The sequence below is a fragment of the Staphylococcus sp. GDY8P47P genome, from assembly GCF_016892225.1.
Lineage (GTDB): Bacteria > Bacillota > Bacilli > Staphylococcales > Staphylococcaceae > Staphylococcus > Staphylococcus borealis.
In genome coordinates this window covers 143,733-160,858 of the sequence record NZ_JAFENV010000017.1, presented here as the reverse complement: position 1 = coordinate 160,858, position 17,126 = coordinate 143,733, and the positions used below count along the sequence as shown (strand labels likewise).

Below are 17,126 nucleotides of genomic sequence, written 5' to 3'. Positions count from 1 at the left end.
AATTAATGGTATGTAAATTTTATTTATGCTAAATTAAAGTTATGAAAAAATGTTAAAAATTATGTTAAGGAGATAGCGTTATATGAGAAGAGTTATTACTTACGGCACTTATGACTTATTACATTATGGTCATATTGAATTATTAAGAAGAGCGCGTGAAATGGGCGATTATTTAATTGTCGCTTTATCTTCAGATGAATTCAATCAAATTAAGAATAAAAAATCATATTATGATTATGAGCAACGCAAAATGATGTTGGAATCAATTCGTTATGTTGACTTAGTCATTCCTGAGAATGATTGGGGACAAAAAGAAACTGACGTAGATCGTTTTGAAGTAGATGTCTTTGTAATGGGACATGACTGGGAAGGCGAATTTGACTTCTTAAAAGACAAATGTGAAGTTGTATACTTAAAACGTACGGAAGGTATTTCAACAACTAAAATTAAACAAGAATTATATGGCAAAGATGCTAAATAATTAAGAATATGAGATTTAATCCTATTAAAAGGAGGTTGAGACAAGATAAAATGTCTCAACCTCCTTTATCATTTGGAAGTAGCTATCTGATTTGAAATCGCGCTTAAAACATGCTAGAAGCGGACAATGAATGTATTTTAATTTCTGTTCTGTGCGTCATTTTAAAGTAGATATAGTTTATTTCCACTAGGCGTCGTATAACAGCGCTATGTTATCGATTTGAGTATCACTTGAGTCTGAGACATTGTCTCAAACTAAATGCGTTTAATTGATGCTATTTGCGTTTAAATAATAAATGAATAATTGAACGTACAATAAGTATACATGCAATTGCTAATAACGCTAATGCTATAAAAGTGACAATTGGATGTTCTTTCCAAGTCGTTTGAGCAATAGTATTTGCTTTGTGTAATAAAGGTTTCGTTACGTCAACTTTAGGTGGTCCATCGTCCTTTGTAAGAAATTGACGATCATAATCAAGATGAACCTTACCATCTTTAATAATGAATTTGTAATCTTTTTGATTCATGTCTTTAGGCACTACATCGTATAAATTTTCTTTGACATAGTATGTTTTACCGTTTATTTTATGCGTACCTTTAGAAAGCACGTTTTTATAACGATATTGATCAAAAGAACGGTTCATCATTGCATTACCCATCATGTTACGCTGTTTTTCACCGCCTAAATTAACGTAATCTCCAACGCCCATAATAACTTGGTTGATACGGAATTGCTTACGTTTAGTTGTTATCGTATGGTTATAATCTGCAACATCACTTGAACCTGTTTTTAATCCGTCAGTACCGGGCAAACTCATATCGGCACCTTCTAATGAATGGTTAAATGTATAGTATGTAACACCGTGTTGTGTTGGAGCAAGTTGCTTAGTGAAGTGTAGTATTTTCGGTGTTTCTTTAATGACATGATGATCTAGGATTGCGAAGTCCTTTGCAGTAGAAGTGGAATTGTCTTGATCTTTATATTTTGATGGTGCAAAATCTTTTAATTGTGAATTTTCGGCACCTGTTGGGTTAACGAAATGCGTATTTGACATACCTAGCGCTTTGGCTTTCTTATTCATTAAATCTGTAAAATCATTGACATTTCCAGAAACTTCATCAGCTAAAATTAAAGCAGCAGCATTACTAGAGTTAGAGACTGTAATTTGAAGTAACTCACTAATGGTATAAGTTTCACCAGGATATAATTTCGTATTACTTAATTCCGGTAATGTTGACATACGATAATGCTGATCCGTAATATGTACTTTGTCATTTAAAGAAAGTTCCCCTTTATTGATGGCTTCGAGTGTTAAATACATGGTCATTAACTTCGTCATTGAAGCAGGGTACCATTTTTGGTTAGATTGATAGTCATATAAAATTTGCCCGGTTTGACTAACATTAATACTACCCTCAGGTTGATAGGCATCTGTTACATTTGGGTAACCATATTGTCTAGCAATTTCGGTAGGTGTTGGCTCATATTCGGAAGCATATGTTTTAGGTGCTATAATAGCAATGGTTAACAATGCAACCAATATCATTGTAAAGCGTCGTTTCATTCTTATCTTTCCTTTTTCAAAATTTCAACTAAAATATTTTATCATATAAGTATGTTTATATGAATTTTTTTGCTAAAGCTTTATACTTGGAAAATGAGATAATTAAATTTTTAAAATGAATATTAAAAGAGGGCTAATTTATGAAAGGACAAAATCCATTATTTTTCTTATTTAAACGTTTGTCGTGGCCATATGGACTAATTATCGCGGCTATCATAATTTCTTCGCTAGGGAGTATTAGTGGTCTGTTAATTCCGCTATTTACCGGACGGCTGGTTGATAAATTCTCTACAAGTAGTATTAATTGGAATATCGTTCTATTATTTGCAGGTATATTTATTGCCAATGCACTATTAAGTGGTATAGGTATTTATTTACTAAGTAAAATTGGTAAAAAAATGATTTATGATATTCGATCCATATTATGGGGACATATCATTAAATTAAAGATGCCATTTTTTGATAAGAATGAAAGCGGACAGCTAATGAGTCGTTTGACAGACGATACAAAGGTTATTAATGAATTTATTTCACAGAAATTGCCACAATTACTACCAGCAGTTATAACGCTCATTGGGTCAATCGTCATGCTATTTATTATGGATTGGCAAATGACATTATTAACATTTATTGCTATTCCGATATTTATGGCGATCATGATTCCACTAGGACGTAAAATGCAAAAGATATCAATGAATACACAAACTGAAATTGCGAACTTTAGTGGGTTATTAGGACGTGTGTTAACTGAAATGCGATTAGTTAAAGTATCGAATACAGAGAAACAAGAGTTAAACAATGCGCATAGTAACTTACGTGAAATTTATAATTTGGGTCTGCGTCAAGCTAAAATTACTGCAGTGATTCAACCTATTTCAAGTGTAATTATGTTACTAATGATTGCAGTTATCTTAGGTTTCGGTGCGATAAGAATAGCAACTGGTGCTATTACAGCGGGTGCACTCATTGCAATGATTTTTTATGTGATGCAATTATCAATGCCATTAATGAATCTTTCAACATTAGTTACAGACTATAAAAAGGCAGTGGGTGCAAGTAGTAGGATCTTTGAAATTATGCAAGAACCTATTGAACCAATGGAAGATTTACAACCTATAGATCATATTTCAATCAACGATGGCGAATTGTCATTTGAAAATGTTGATTTCAAATATGATATCAAAACTATTCTTAGCAATGTATCTTTCCGTATTCCTCAAGGCGAGGTCAGTGCATTTGTTGGGCCATCAGGTTCAGGTAAAAGTACAATATTCAACCTGATTGAACGTATGTATGACATTGAATCTGGAGATATTAAGTATGGCACCCAAAGTATTTATGATGTACCTATCACAAATTGGCGTAATAAGATTGGTTATGTCATGCAATCGAATTCTATGATGAGCGGTACAATACGTGACAATATTCTATATGGTATTAATCGAGAAGTATCAGATGAAGAATTGATTAAATATGCTAAATTAGCGAATTGTCATGACTTCATCATGCAGTTTGATGATGGCTATGACACGTTAGTAGGAGAACGAGGACTGAAATTATCGGGTGGCCAAAGACAACGTATTGATATTGCACGTAGTTTCGTGAAGAATCCTGATGTTTTATTATTAGACGAAGCGACTGCAAATTTAGATAGTGAGAGTGAACAAAAAATCCAAGAGGCATTAGAAGTTCTCATGGAAGGCAGAACAACGATAGTTATTGCCCACCGTCTTTCAACTATTAAAAAAGCGGGAAAAATCATTTTCTTAGATCAAGGTAAAGTGACAGGAGAAGGTACGCATATTGAATTAATGCGTAACCATGACAAATATCATCAATTTGTTACAACGCAAAACCTAACTGAATAATGCGCGGTGTGTGTAGTTGGGACTGATAATAGTTCCAGCTACTTTTTTAAATAAGTAAACATGAAATAATAGATATGCTTTGAGTTATGAAGGCGATTGTGGAATAATCGACACTAATTAAGCGACATATAAACATTTACACCATTAAGATATGAGATTGGAGAATGACTATGCTATATACAATAACATCTACTTTGCCGCCTACACATGGTGGAAGAACAAAATCTTTATTGCATAGAATACAATTTTTAGAAACACAATTGGGACAAACGTCTACGATTTTAACGACGAATTATAACGCTAATTATAAAAATGTATATCGCATTTTTAGAAATAAAAAGTTAATTACTGACAACACAGTCATTGAAAACATATATGACTGGTTGGCGAATTATAAATTATTAGAGGAGCCCGTTGAACCTAAATTATTTCGAAAGTTACCTATCCAAACGAAGGTTAAGATACGCGGATTGGAAGCTGTTCAAGAAGGAGATAGCGTAAAGTATTATAAAGATCAGACATACGTATTGTTTCGTAGATATTATACGGAAAGACAGGTGGTCAAGTTTGAAGATACAATAAATCCTAATACGCAAAAGATAGCTAAACGCAAATCATTTACTTTGAACGGTAGACTGCATAAAATTGATTATTTTGACGACGTAACAGCTATCAAAACATCGGAAGAATATTACGATAAAAAGGGTAACATGTATTTAAAGAAACATTTTATGAACGATCAAAAGAATCAATTGATTGATATACAACATTTCACTAAGCAAGGTGAAACGCGCATCTTCAAAAAAGAAAAAGCTTTATTTACGTATTATTACAATCATGTTTTAGCAGATGGAAGTATCGTATTTAATGATGCACGCTTACTCGACAGACCATTGATTGAGTGTGAAAATAATATTAAGCGTATATTAATGTTTCATAGTAACCATTTACAAGATCATAACGTTCGTCATTCGTATAAGCTTGCGCTTGATAATCATGAAAAGATTGACAAATATGTTGTTTTAACCGATTACCAAAAACGTGATATTCAATCGCAATTTGATATAGATGATAATAAAATAGAGGTGATACCTCATTTTCTAGACATAGCGCAATCAAATCATCGAAATGCTGTTGAAGATCAATTTTGTTTTATTGGTAGATTAGCTTCAGAAAAGCAGATTGATCATATTATCAAAGCATTCGATATGTATTTGAAAAAAGGGTATTCATCTAAACTTCTAGTGTATGGCGATGATAAAGAAGGTAATTTAAACAAGCTCAAACAACTAGTTAGAACGCTTCAACTTGAAGATAAAGTTATTTTTAAAGGGCACACGAATACGCCTAAAGAAGTGTTTCCAAAGGCAATTGCTTCCTTTCTAACAAGTCGGTATGAGGGCTTTGGGTTATCCATTATGGAAAGCATTAATTGTGGTTGTCCTGTTATTTCGTATAATGTACGCTATGGACCAAGTGAGTTAATTCGTAATCACGAAAATGGTATACTTGTGGAAAAAGATGACATTGAAGGGTTTGCGAATGCAATGGAAATGGCTAGAAATATTCCCTTCAAAGATGTAAAATTAAGTGAAAAATTCAGTGTAGAACAAGCATTTATTAACTACCAATCCCTCATCAATGACGTGACGCATACGATGAATAATTAGAAAATTGGAGAGAAATATATTGAATAAATTATCGATTATTATTACGTATTTTAATAATGAAGATTATATTAGTGAGTGTATTCACAGCTTGAAAACTCAAAGAAACCAAGACTTCGACGTTATTATTGTCGATGATGGTTCAACTGATCGTTCAACAGAACGACTACAAGAAACGTTAAAGACATATGACAAAGACGTTCACTTCATTCAGTTACAAGAAAATACTGGTCACGCACATGCACGTAATGTAGCTTTAGAACAAGCGCATGGGCAATATGTACTATTCCTAGATGCGGATGATCAATTAGCATCCTATGCTGTTGATTTCTACCTACAACACGTAAATGGTTTAGATACATTGATTGCACCTATTCATAAATTTAGAAGTCAACGTCCACAATATGTAGATAAAGACAGAGTGCGTATGCAATATGATACGCATCAAAAAAGTCCGAACTCAATTTTGAGAAAAGAATCAGCATGTAATATTCTGTTTAAAAATGCCATCATTAAAGCACACCAAATTCAATTTAATGAGTCATTAAGTATATATGCAGATACATCATTTGTGTTGGAATATTTAAAATATGCAGAGCGTTTCGTTAGAATTACCAATTTCCCATTCTATTATCGTGGCGAAGTCTATGATCCATTTTATGGTAATACCTTAAGTGATCAGGACTTTACAAATAAATTTGAAGATCACGTTAATAGTTTCTTTGATGCAATGCGACGAACTAATGATAAACGCGTCAAACATTTCTTGATCAACAGAATGAAAAATGAAATTAAAAGTGGCTTCGATCCAGCCCTTAGAGATATAAAATCTCGATATGTAACACTTGAAGATGTATTGATTAAGATTGTTAAAGCAATCAAATGGGACATCTTTAAAGATGGAAAGATATTATACAATTTAGAAATATTATTCTTATCTATGGATAATATTGAAAATGCTAAATATGTTAATGATTTGCGTAATAAAACGCGCTTAGTTAAAAATATTTTGTTAAATAGCAAAATGAAAGAACGTTCAAAATATCAACTCAGTGATAATGAGGCTATGGTTGATCCAAATACCATTGTATTTGAAGCATTCGGCGGTAAAAACTACAGCGATAGTCCTAAGTATATCTATGAATACATGCAGACACATTATCCACATTTAAATTATATATGGGTCTTTTCTAAGCCTGAAAATAACATTGTTCCAGGCAATGCAACTAAAGTTAAAAAAGGCTCAAAAGCGTATTATGATGCCTATGCTAAAGCAAAATATTGGGTGACAAATGCTAGATTGCCACTATATTTAAATAAAAAAGAGAATCAAATGTATATTCAGACTTGGCATGGAACACCATTAAAACGTTTAGCTAACGATATGAAAGTGGTTAGAATGCCTGGCACAACTACTGCAAACTATAAGAAGAATTTCTATGCTGAAGCATCACGTTGGGATCGTTTGGTATCACCTAATAGATATTCTTCAAATATTTTCAAATCTGCATTTTGGATGGACGAAGACCGTATCTGGGAAATTGGATACCCAAGAAATGATGTTTTAGTTAATCGTCAAAATGATACTGAATATATTGAACAAATTAAGCGTAATTTAAATTTACCTGCAGATAAAAAAGTCATTATGTATGCACCAACTTGGAGAGATGATGAGTTTGTGAAGAAAGGCCAATACTTATTCGATTTGAAAATTAATTTGGCAAATCTCCAAAAAGAAATTGGCGATGACTATGTCATCTTACTAAGAATGCATTATCTTATTGCTAATGCGTTGGATTTACATGGATTTGACGACTTTGCAATCGATGTATCAAATTATAGCGATATTTCGGAATTATACCTCATTTCTGATGCGTTAATAACTGATTATTCATCTGTTATGTTTGATTTTGGTATCTTAAAACGTCCACAATTTTTCTTTGCCTATGATATAGAAAAATATGATAAAGGACTACGTGGTTTCTACATGGATTATATGAATGATCTACCTGGTGAAATCATTACAGATGAATTTAAATTGGCTAAAGAATTAAAACAAATTGAACAACATAAAGTAAAATATAAAGATAAAATCGAAGCATTTTATAATGATTTCTGCTCAATAGAGAACGGAAAAGCGTCTCAATACATTGGTGATTATATTTATCATGATATTGAAAAGAACCATGATTAAACGCATGTAAAACACACCTGTAACCAACCATAGTGTGATGCTGTATTGCAAAATCACTACCTGAATTTAACAGACATGTATACTAAGCTTTTCTAAAATCAAATCTAGGGTTATAGCAAGTAGATGGTCAACATGAACAACGATAAGTAAAGCAAGTAGAGAGCGTGATGATTTCAAAACGAAGTCTGTCTCGCTCTTTTTCATTTATGTTAATTTGACGAATCTATATTTTCTCGAACATTACCTCATGGTATAATGAGAAATATATTATTAACGGAACTTTTGGGGTTAATTAGAGTTTAAAGTACGGTTCTGTTATATAAACATGCCATGACATCACGTCATAAAAATTTAGTCAGGTAGGTGCCTTATGTTTTTAGTGATTAACATCATTGGGTTACTTGCATTTTTGGGAATTGCAGTATTATTTTCAAGAGATCGCAAAAATATCCAATGGAAATCTATTTTAATTCTTGTTGTTTTAAACTTGTTTTTAGCATGGTTCTTTGTTTATTTCCAAATTGGGAGAACGATTGTAGAAGGATTAGCTTCAGCAATTGCATGGGTAATTCAATCCGCACACACTGGAACAGGGTTTGCATTTAGCAGCTTTACTAGCGGTAAACAAATGGATATGGCGATTAGTGCGCTATTCCCAATTCTACTTGTTGTACCATTGTTTGACGTTTTAATGTATTTCAACATTCTACCTAAAGTTATAGGTGGTATTGGTTGGGTACTTGCTAAGGTTACACGTCAACCTAAATTTGAATCATTCTTCGGTATTGAAATGATGTTCTTAGGTAATACTGAAGCGTTAGCTGTATCTAATGAACAACTTAAACGCATGAATGAAATGCGTGTATTAACTGTAGCTATGATGTCAATGAGTTCCATCTCTGGTGCCATTGTTGGGGCATATGTACAAATGATACCTGGTGAACTTGTATTAACTGCAATACCTTTAAATATTATCAATGCGATTATTGTTTCTTCAATCTTGAATCCAGTCAGTGTTGAAGAGCAAGAAGATATCATTTATAGCATTAAGAATGATGAAGCAGTTGAACGTCAACCATTCTTCTCATTCCTAGGTGATTCTGTATTGAATGCGGGTAAACTGGTATTAATCATTATTGCTTTCGTCATTAGCTTTGTTGCTTTAGCAGACTTAATTGATCGCTTTATAAATCTGATTACAGGTCTTGTTGGTGGATGGATTGGTGTAAAAGGCAGTTTCGGCTTGAATCAAATTTTAGGTTTATTTATGTATCCATTTGCACTTTTACTTGGTTTGCCATGGGGAGAAGCATGGATCGTCGCGCAACAAATGGCTAAGAAAATTGTTACGAATGAATTTGTAGTTATGGGTGAAATTAGTAAAGTAGTAGATTCATATAGTCCACATAGAAGAGCAGTCATTTCAACATTCTTAGTTTCATTTGCCAACTTCTCAACGATTGGCATGATTGTAGGAACGTTAAAAGGGATTGTTGATAAAAAAACATCAGATTTTGTATCTAAATATGTACCAATGATGTTATTAGCAGGTATTTTAGTGTCATTACTTACTGCAGCGTTTGTTGGATTATTCGCTTGGTAAGAAGATATCATTTATACTTATCCAATTAATGAAATTTAAGATACGTATGATTCATATACGTGATGTTATTTATGCACAGTAGCTAAATGAACTGAGAATGCGCTTATATTAAGCTTTTCTCAGTTTTTTTTAGTTTTTGGGTGAGACAGACAAGCTATCGACAGTATAATGATTGATAATTTTAAGATTAAGTGAATATAAATGATAAAAACCAAGTATGTAGAGTGAGGAGACACTCTATATACTTGGTTTTTATGGGAAATGAATATTAATGTACTTGTAACGGTAAGGACTAGGTACTGTCACAGTACTTCGAGCAAAATTTGTTTTGTTACTATAAACAACACAAAGGAGATAACTTCTCTTATTAAGAAGTTATACACATTATAGCAAAAGGAAACGTTAAAGTAAACAAAAAATTCAGAAAATTTATATTTATTTATGATTCTCTTTATTTATAATGAGAATTCAAGCGAGAGACAAGACAATGATATGGTTAAACATTCATGCTTTTAATCCCTTTTCAAAATGAATATTGTAGCTTTGCTAGTGAATGTGCTAACATTTTTAGTGATATTACAATTAAAGGGGTTGGTATATGTGAATAAAAATATTAAAGATTTACTTTTGGTCATACTAGGCTCTTTCATATTTTCAGCTGGGGTAAATGCGTTCATTATCTCAGGTAATTTAGGAGAAGGTGGGGTAACAGGTATAGCCATTGTTCTATATTATGCGTTTCACATTTCTCCAGCCATTACAAACTTTGTAGCTAATGCACTACTCATCATAGTTGGATATAAATTTTTAAGTAAGAAAAGTATGGTATTGACTATAATAGCAACTGTATTGATCTCCGTTTTCTTGAGTTTAACTGAGCAGTGGCATGTTGAAACAGGGAATGTCATCATTAATGCCGTTTTTGGTGGTTCTTGTGTTGGATTAGGTATTGGTATTATAGTTCTTGCCGGTGGTACCACTGCAGGAACAACGATACTAGCTCAAATTGCTAATAAATATTTAGATGTCAGTACGGCATATGCCTTGTTATTTTTCGATTTAATTGTTGTACTTATATCGTTAACGGTACTACCTTTACAAATGGCATTAGTCACAGTTATTTCACTGTATATAGGTACAAAAGTGATGGAATATGTGATTGAAGGTTTAAATACTAAAAAAGCAATGACAATTATTTCAAGTAAGCCAGACCAAGTAGCGAAGGCAATAGATGAACAAGTAGGGCGTGGCCTTACCATCTTAGATGGGCGAGGCTATTATAGTCGTGAAGAAAAAGACGTCCTTTATGTTGTTGTTGCGAAAACACAAGTATCTAAAGCAAAGAAAATGATACGTAAGATTGATAATCATGCCTTTTTAGTTGTCCATGACGTGAGAGATGTATATGGCAATGGATTTTTAATTGATGAATAATTGATAATAATAAATAAATGAGGTTAGGTGTTTTCATTGATTGGTAAAGGTTAAATGACTCTGCCAATCAATAAAATGCCTAACCTTTTATGCATTAATTACAAATAGTCAGTTGTTTGCAAAGATGTTATAATACATCTATTGACTATGATAATTATTATCAATTGACTATTTCAATCATATCCAAAGCTATTTATTATGAAAGTAGGGAAAGCATGAATCGTTTAAAAGCACAACAAGTGGAAATAGGTTATGGGGATCATACGATTATTAACAATTTAGATGTAGAAATACCAGATGGCAAAGTTACGTCAATTATTGGCCCTAATGGTTGCGGTAAATCTACATTATTAAAAGCGTTATCGCGCTTACTAACAATAAAAAATGGTGACATTCAATTAGATGGTGAAAATATTCATACACAGTCTACAAAAGAGATTGCTAAAAAAATTGCGATATTACCACAAACACCTGAAGTAGCAGATGGTCTTACAGTTGGAGAACTTGTATCTTATGGTCGTTTCCCACATCAAAAAGGATTTGGACGACTATCTGCTGAAGATAAGAAAGAAATTGATTGGGCTTTGACTGTTACTGGAACTTCTGAATTTAGACATCGCTCTATTAATGATTTAAGTGGTGGTCAACGCCAACGTGTTTGGATTGCGATGGCACTTGCTCAAAAAACAGACATCATTTTCTTAGATGAGCCTACGACATATTTAGATATCTCACATCAATTAGAAATATTAGAATTAGTACAACAATTAAATAAAGAACAAGGTTGCACAATCGTCATGGTCTTACATGACATTAATCAAGCTATTCGTTTTTCTGATCATCTTATTGCAATGAAGAAAGGTGATATCATTGCTTGTGGCCCTACGGAAGACGTGCTAACAAAAGATATTCTAGAACAAGTATTCAATATTGATGTCGTGCTTAGTACAGACCCACGTACAGGGAAACCATTATTAGTCACATATGACTTATTCCAACGTAATTATTCATAATATATAGATAAACTAAGAAAAGGGAATTTATCATGATGGAGAAAGATAAGAAAGTAAACATCGGTTTTATTGGCTATATGATTTTAGTCTTTGTGTTGTTAATAGGCGCATTGCTCGTATCTATCTTGATAGGCGAAGCAAAAATTAGTTTTTCAACTATTATGGATGCTATTTTTCACTATAATCCTAAAAACCAACAACATAACATTATTAGTGAGATACGTATACCACGTGATTTAGGTGCGGTATTAGTAGGTATGGCACTGTCAGTTGCAGGCGCTGTGATTCAAGGTGTAACAAAAAATGGGCTCGCTGATCCGAGTCTAATTGGTTTGAATTCAGGTGCTTCATTTGCGTTGGCATTAACGTTTGCCATTTATCCCGCGGCGCCATTTTTAATGCTTATGTTTGCAGGGTTTTTAGGCGCAATGCTAGGTGGCTTTATCGTCTTAACGATAGGGCGATCTAGACGAGATGGGTTTAACCCTATGAGAATTATTTTAGCCGGTGCTGCTGTAAGTGCATTATTGACGGCTTTAAGTCAGGGTATTGCGTTAACATTTAAACTAAACCAAACACTAACATTCTGGACTGCCGGTGGTGTTTCAGGTACGACTTGGAAGCAACTTATGTGGAGTGGCCCAGTAATTATTATTGCTATCATAATCATTATAGCCATGAGTAAGCAACTAACGATTTTAAATTTAGGTGAAACCCTTGCGAAAGGATTAGGACAGAATATCACGATGATTCGTGGTGTGAGTCTATTCTTAACGATGATTTTAGCTGGTGTTGCCGTGTCGATGGTAGGACAAATTGCCTTTGTCGGATTAATGGTACCTCATATTGTTAGATTTTTAGTGGGTACTGATTACGCCAAGGTATTACCATTAACTGCGTTGTCAGGCGGTTTGCTCATGATATTAGCCGATACCATTGCACGTATGTTAGGTGAAGCACCAGTGGGCGCTATTATTTCGTTTATTGGCGTACCTTACTTCTTATATTTAGTTAAAAGAGGGGGACGCACAATATGATTCATCCAAAATTAAGACGTAAACAAATCATTACGTTAATGATCTTTTCAATACTATTATTAGCAGCATGTACATGGAGTGTGTCTTCTGGAGAGTATAAGATACCCGTAGATCGATTTTTAAAGACGCTTATTGGTCAAGGTGAATATTATGATCAATTAATTTTAATGGAATTTAGATTTCCTAGAATGTTAATTACGATTTTAGCAGGCGCAGCGCTTAGCTTAAGTGGTGCTATTATTCAAAGTGTCACTAAGAATCCAATTGCCGAACCAGGTATTTTAGGTATTAATGCTGGCGGTGGTTTTGCAATTGCTTTATTTATTTCAATTGGTCATATTAATCCAGATAATTTTGTATATGTATTACCGCTAATAAGTATTGCTGGTGGCGTAGCAACTGCTATTATTATCTTTTTATTTAGTGTGAATCAAAGAGATGGCATTACACCTTCAAGTATGGTGTTAATTGGTGTAGGGATGCAGACAGCTTTATATGGTGGTTCTATTACACTTATGTCAAAATTTAACGAAGATCAGTCAGAATTTATAGCGACTTGGTTTGCTGGTAATATTTGGGGCGATGATTGGACATTTGTGATTGCAACGATTCCATGGCTTATCATCATCATTCCATTTCTGTTATACAAATCTAATGTGCTTAATTTAATTCATACACATGAGCATATTGCCAAAGGGCTTGGCGTGAAGATTGAACGCGAGCGTATCGTTCTATTCTTTATTGCAGTTGTATTATCATCAATTGCTGTTGCAGTTGCAGGTGCGATTGCATTTATTGGTTTAATGGGGCCACATATTGCAAAATCAATTATTGGACCACGCCATCAACTCTTTTTACCAATTTCAATTGTTGTAGGTGCTTTCTTACTTGTTCTATCAGATACGATTGGTAAAATTATTCTCGAACCAACAGGCGTACCTGCTGGTATTGTAGTTGCTATTATCGGCGCACCATATTTCATTTACTTAATGTATAAATCAAAACGTATTTAATAAAGCGAAAGTGACACTATATAATATCTCGTATCTAAGTAGTTCAATACTAAATTTTTCATCGATACGAGTGATGCTCACGGGAGTGGATAGATTTTCTAGCATAACGACGAAATCTAGTCCATTCCCATTTTTTTGTAAAAAAATGAAAAATATAACGACATGCATGTAAATGTTAGCGCATACATTGTGCTTGATTTATAATTGAGATGATAGCCAAGGGAGGAAATTGTATATGAAAAAGCTAATTAAACAAAAAGAGCACTTTTTAAAAGACATGTTGGATGGTTTAGTAATAGCAAATGATGATATCGACATCATCGCAGAAACGATTGTCGTACGACGTCATAAGAAATCTCAAGGTGTGGCGATTGTTTCAGGTGGCGGTAGTGGTCATGAACCCGCTCATGCAGGGTATGTCGCACAAGGAATGCTTGATGCAGCAGTGTGCGGGGAAGTCTTCACCTCACCGACACCAGATAAAGTATTAGAAGCAATCAAGGCTGTCGATACAGGTGATGGTGTGCTATTGGTTGTGAAAAATTATGCCGGGGATGTAATGAACTTTGAAATGGCGCAAGAGATGGCTGAAATGGAAGGCATTCAAGTAGAAATGATTATTGTTAAAGATGACATTTCAGTATCTGAAGCAACACAAAGACGTGGTGTTGCCGGTACAGTATTTGTGCATAAATATGTAGGCTATTTAGCTGAACAAGGTATGACATTAAAGGATATTAAAGAGAAAGGTGAAGCAGTTGCTTCTCAAATTAAAAGTATTGGTATGGCGCTTACACCACCAATGGTTCCGACGACAGGACAATATGGCTTCGATATTGATGACAATGATATTGAAATTGGCATAGGTATTCATGGCGAAAAAGGTATTGAACGCATTCAATATGAAGAAATAGATGGTATCGTTGAACGATTATTGGGTCGATTACTCAAAGAAAGCCAAGCGCAATCATTAATCGTTATGATTAATGGCATGGGAGGTACACCATTATCTGAATTGAATATCGTGACTAAATTTAGCGCACGTTATTTAGAGGAACAGAACCGAGAAGTCGCACAATGGTTTGTTGGTGACTACATGACTTCACTAGATATGCAAGGTTTCTCAATTACTATATTACCTAGCGATGAAACGCTATTAAAAGCCTTACAAGCGCCTACAGCGTCACGTTACTTTTAAAAGAAACACTACTTTCAACTGAGGTGATAAAAATGGATGTTAAAGAAATGAAACAACGTTTGTTAGATTTGGAGACAACTTTTTCAGAAAAAGAAACAGTATTAACAGATTTGGATAGAGCAATTGGTGACGGTGATCATGGTGTTAATATGTTACGCGGCTTCAAAAGTTTGAAAGATAAACTAGATGATAGTAGTATGGCATCGCTGTTTAAAACAACAGGTATGGCATTAATGTCAAATATTGGCGGTGCATCTGGTCCATTATACGGATTTAGCTTTGTTAAAGTGTCTAATGTCGTTAAAGATGATATTGACAATGATAATTTAAAAGTTGTCGTTACTGAATTTGCAAATGCGATTGCGCAAAGAGGTAAAGTGCAACGTAATGAGAAAACTATGTTTGATGTTGTAGATCGTGCACGTGAAGCTTTAGAGAATGAAGAAACATTAACATTTGAAGTATTGCAACAATTTGCGACTGATACGAAAGCTATTGAAGCTACAAAAGGACGTGCAGCATACTTTAAAAAAGATTCAATAGGTTATGTTGACCCCGGTGCTCAAAGTATGGTGTATATCTTAAGCGCTTTGATTGGAGATGATATCAAATGACATCAATCATAATTATTAGCCATAGTGCAGATATTGCGAAAGGCACTAAATCTTTACTTAATCAGATGGCCAAGGATGTAAACATTATCGCATACGGTGGTGTCGATGGCGGTATAGGTACCTCATTTGATGACATTCAAAATATTATCAATAACCTAGAAGATGATGCACTATGTTTCTATGATTTAGGATCATCTGAAATGAATATCGATTTAGCAATTGAAATGTACGATGGACCACATCATATTAAGAAAATGGATGCACCAATTGTAGAAGGTAGTTTCACTGCAGCAGTCAAATTGTCAGTTGGTGGAACTACTGATGAAGCGATACAAGAAGTTACACAAACGTCATTTAAAGCAAATGCATTTGACTAAAATGTAGGTTAATCAGCGGTAATATAATAATCATTGAAATGCGCAAAATAAATTTTATAATTAAGTAATTTATAAAATGAAAATGACAAATGATTGTGATAAAATAGGTTATTATAGTAAAGCGAAAGAGTAGGTGGGCAAGGTCATGCAAAACAGCATCAAGGAAAACGTTTTAAGTGGAGAATTTGAACAAGTTAGACAGATAATGGCCAAAGCAGACTTTCTAGATTTTGAAGAAGCCTACATTTCATGTGCACATGAACATGAAAGCATGATGTTTTATACTTGTATTTTATATATGATTAAATTTGAAGAAACGTCTGAGTTGCATGATTTAGCATTTCTATTACTTGTGTATCCGTTAAGTGAAATTGAGGGCGCATTAGATTCTGCGTACTACCATGCGCAAGCATCCATCCAATTAACAAATGGTAAAGAAATTAAGAGTCTATTGCAAATGTTATTATTACACGCAATTCCAGAGCCTGTTATTACAGATTCTGAAGCTTTCAAAGTAGCTAAACAAATTTTGAAATTAGATCCAAGTAATCATGTTGCAAGAAATGCACTTAAAGAAACAGCTAAACGTATGGATAATGTTGTCGTTGATATTAACGAATTACAACAATATGGAAATTCTAATTAGGAAAGATAGAGGGTCCGGGACATAAAGTTCCTGGATAAGTGAAAAGAGACAATTTCTATTGAAATAATATAGAAATTGTCTTTTTTATAATTTTTCTGATTATTTTCAGCTCGTTGAGTTGTTATTTTTCTTATATTAAGAGTCTGGGACATAAATAATATAATAATACTATTTAGCAAATTCGCAGTAGCTAACTGAACTGAGAAGGCGCTTTAATCAAGCTTTTCTCAGTTCTAGTAACCCTTGCGGGCGGGGCCCCAGCAAAGAGAAATTCATAAAGAAATTCTACAAGCAAGGCAAGCTGGGAGTCGGGGCCCCAACACAAAAAATCACGAAAGTGATTTTACAAGCTAAGCAAGCTGGGGTCGGGGCCCCAGCAAAGAGAATTTCATCAGGAAATTCTACAAGCAAAGC

Annotated in this window: 14 protein-coding genes; 13 read left to right on the top strand and 1 reads right to left on the bottom strand. The window is 33.8% G+C overall.

All coding sequences use genetic code 11. The features are described from left to right. Positions 1 to 82 precede the first annotated feature (82 nt). Positions 83 to 481 (top strand): glycerol-3-phosphate cytidylyltransferase, encoded by a 399-nt coding sequence (gene tagD, locus JVV30_RS07720; RefSeq protein ID WP_016930898.1) that lies wholly within the window; start codon positions 83 to 85, stop codon positions 479 to 481. Between the two features lie 274 nt (positions 482 to 755). Here tagD and pbp4 read toward each other — a convergent pair whose 3' ends face one another. Next, positions 756 to 2,048, bottom strand: coding sequence for a penicillin-binding protein PBP4 (gene pbp4, locus JVV30_RS07715; protein ID WP_204193941.1), 1,293 nt, complete (start codon positions 2,046 to 2,048; stop codon positions 756 to 758). Between the two features lie 140 nt (positions 2,049 to 2,188). On the opposite strand from pbp4, the gene JVV30_RS07710 reads away from it, so the two are divergent. The 12 genes from JVV30_RS07710 to JVV30_RS07655 all read left to right on the top strand — a co-directional run bounded on the left by JVV30_RS07710 (position 2,189) and on the right by JVV30_RS07655 (position 16,712). Further along, on the top strand, positions 2,189 to 3,916 hold the full coding sequence (locus JVV30_RS07710; protein ID WP_204193940.1) for an ABC transporter ATP-binding protein: 1,728 nt from the start codon (positions 2,189 to 2,191) through the stop codon (positions 3,914 to 3,916). Between the two features lie 170 nt (positions 3,917 to 4,086). Further along, on the top strand, positions 4,087 to 5,586 hold the full coding sequence (locus JVV30_RS07705; RefSeq protein ID WP_204193939.1) for a glycosyltransferase: 1,500 nt from the start codon (positions 4,087 to 4,089) through the stop codon (positions 5,584 to 5,586). A gap of 19 nt (positions 5,587 to 5,605) precedes the next feature. Continuing rightward, positions 5,606 to 7,777, top strand: a complete 2,172-nt coding sequence (locus tag JVV30_RS07700; RefSeq protein ID WP_204193937.1) for a bifunctional glycosyltransferase/CDP-glycerol:glycerophosphate glycerophosphotransferase — start codon at positions 5,606 to 5,608, stop codon at positions 7,775 to 7,777. 370 nt (positions 7,778 to 8,147) lie between these two features. Further along, positions 8,148 to 9,380, top strand: coding sequence for a NupC/NupG family nucleoside CNT transporter (locus JVV30_RS07695; RefSeq protein WP_070854508.1), 1,233 nt, complete (start codon positions 8,148 to 8,150; stop codon positions 9,378 to 9,380). A 600-nt stretch (positions 9,381 to 9,980) separates the two neighbouring features. Next, a complete protein-coding gene (locus JVV30_RS07690) occupies positions 9,981 to 10,814 on the top strand; it encodes a YitT family protein (RefSeq protein ID WP_053030679.1) in 834 nt (277 codons plus the stop codon). Positions 10,815 to 11,029: 215 nt separating this feature from the next. After that, on the top strand, positions 11,030 to 11,827 hold the full coding sequence (locus tag JVV30_RS07685) for an ABC transporter ATP-binding protein (RefSeq protein ID WP_070854507.1): 798 nt from the start codon (positions 11,030 to 11,032) through the stop codon (positions 11,825 to 11,827). A gap of 77 nt (positions 11,828 to 11,904) precedes the next feature. Further along, positions 11,905 to 12,864, top strand: coding sequence for a FecCD family ABC transporter permease (locus JVV30_RS07680; RefSeq protein ID WP_371106752.1), 960 nt, complete (start codon positions 11,905 to 11,907; stop codon positions 12,862 to 12,864). Next, on the top strand, positions 12,861 to 13,877 hold the full coding sequence (locus JVV30_RS07675) for a FecCD family ABC transporter permease (RefSeq protein ID WP_070854506.1): 1,017 nt from the start codon (positions 12,861 to 12,863) through the stop codon (positions 13,875 to 13,877). The genes JVV30_RS07680 and JVV30_RS07675 overlap by 4 nt, the downstream gene beginning before the upstream one ends. A 235-nt stretch (positions 13,878 to 14,112) precedes the next feature. Further along, a complete protein-coding gene (gene dhaK / locus JVV30_RS07670) occupies positions 14,113 to 15,075 on the top strand; it encodes a dihydroxyacetone kinase subunit DhaK (RefSeq protein ID WP_204193935.1) in 963 nt (320 codons plus the stop codon). Positions 15,076 to 15,107: 32 nt separating this feature from the next. Beyond that, positions 15,108 to 15,689, top strand: a complete 582-nt coding sequence (dhaL, locus tag JVV30_RS07665) for a dihydroxyacetone kinase subunit DhaL (RefSeq protein WP_070854504.1) — start codon at positions 15,108 to 15,110, stop codon at positions 15,687 to 15,689. After that, a complete protein-coding gene (dhaM, locus tag JVV30_RS07660; RefSeq protein ID WP_070854503.1) occupies positions 15,686 to 16,066 on the top strand; it encodes a dihydroxyacetone kinase phosphoryl donor subunit DhaM in 381 nt (126 codons plus the stop codon). Before dhaL ends, dhaM begins: the two co-directional genes overlap by 4 nt. A 145-nt stretch (positions 16,067 to 16,211) precedes the next feature. Continuing rightward, positions 16,212 to 16,712, top strand: a complete 501-nt coding sequence (locus JVV30_RS07655; protein ID WP_053030666.1) for a hypothetical protein — start codon at positions 16,212 to 16,214, stop codon at positions 16,710 to 16,712. Positions 16,713 to 17,126: the final 414 nt, after the last annotated feature.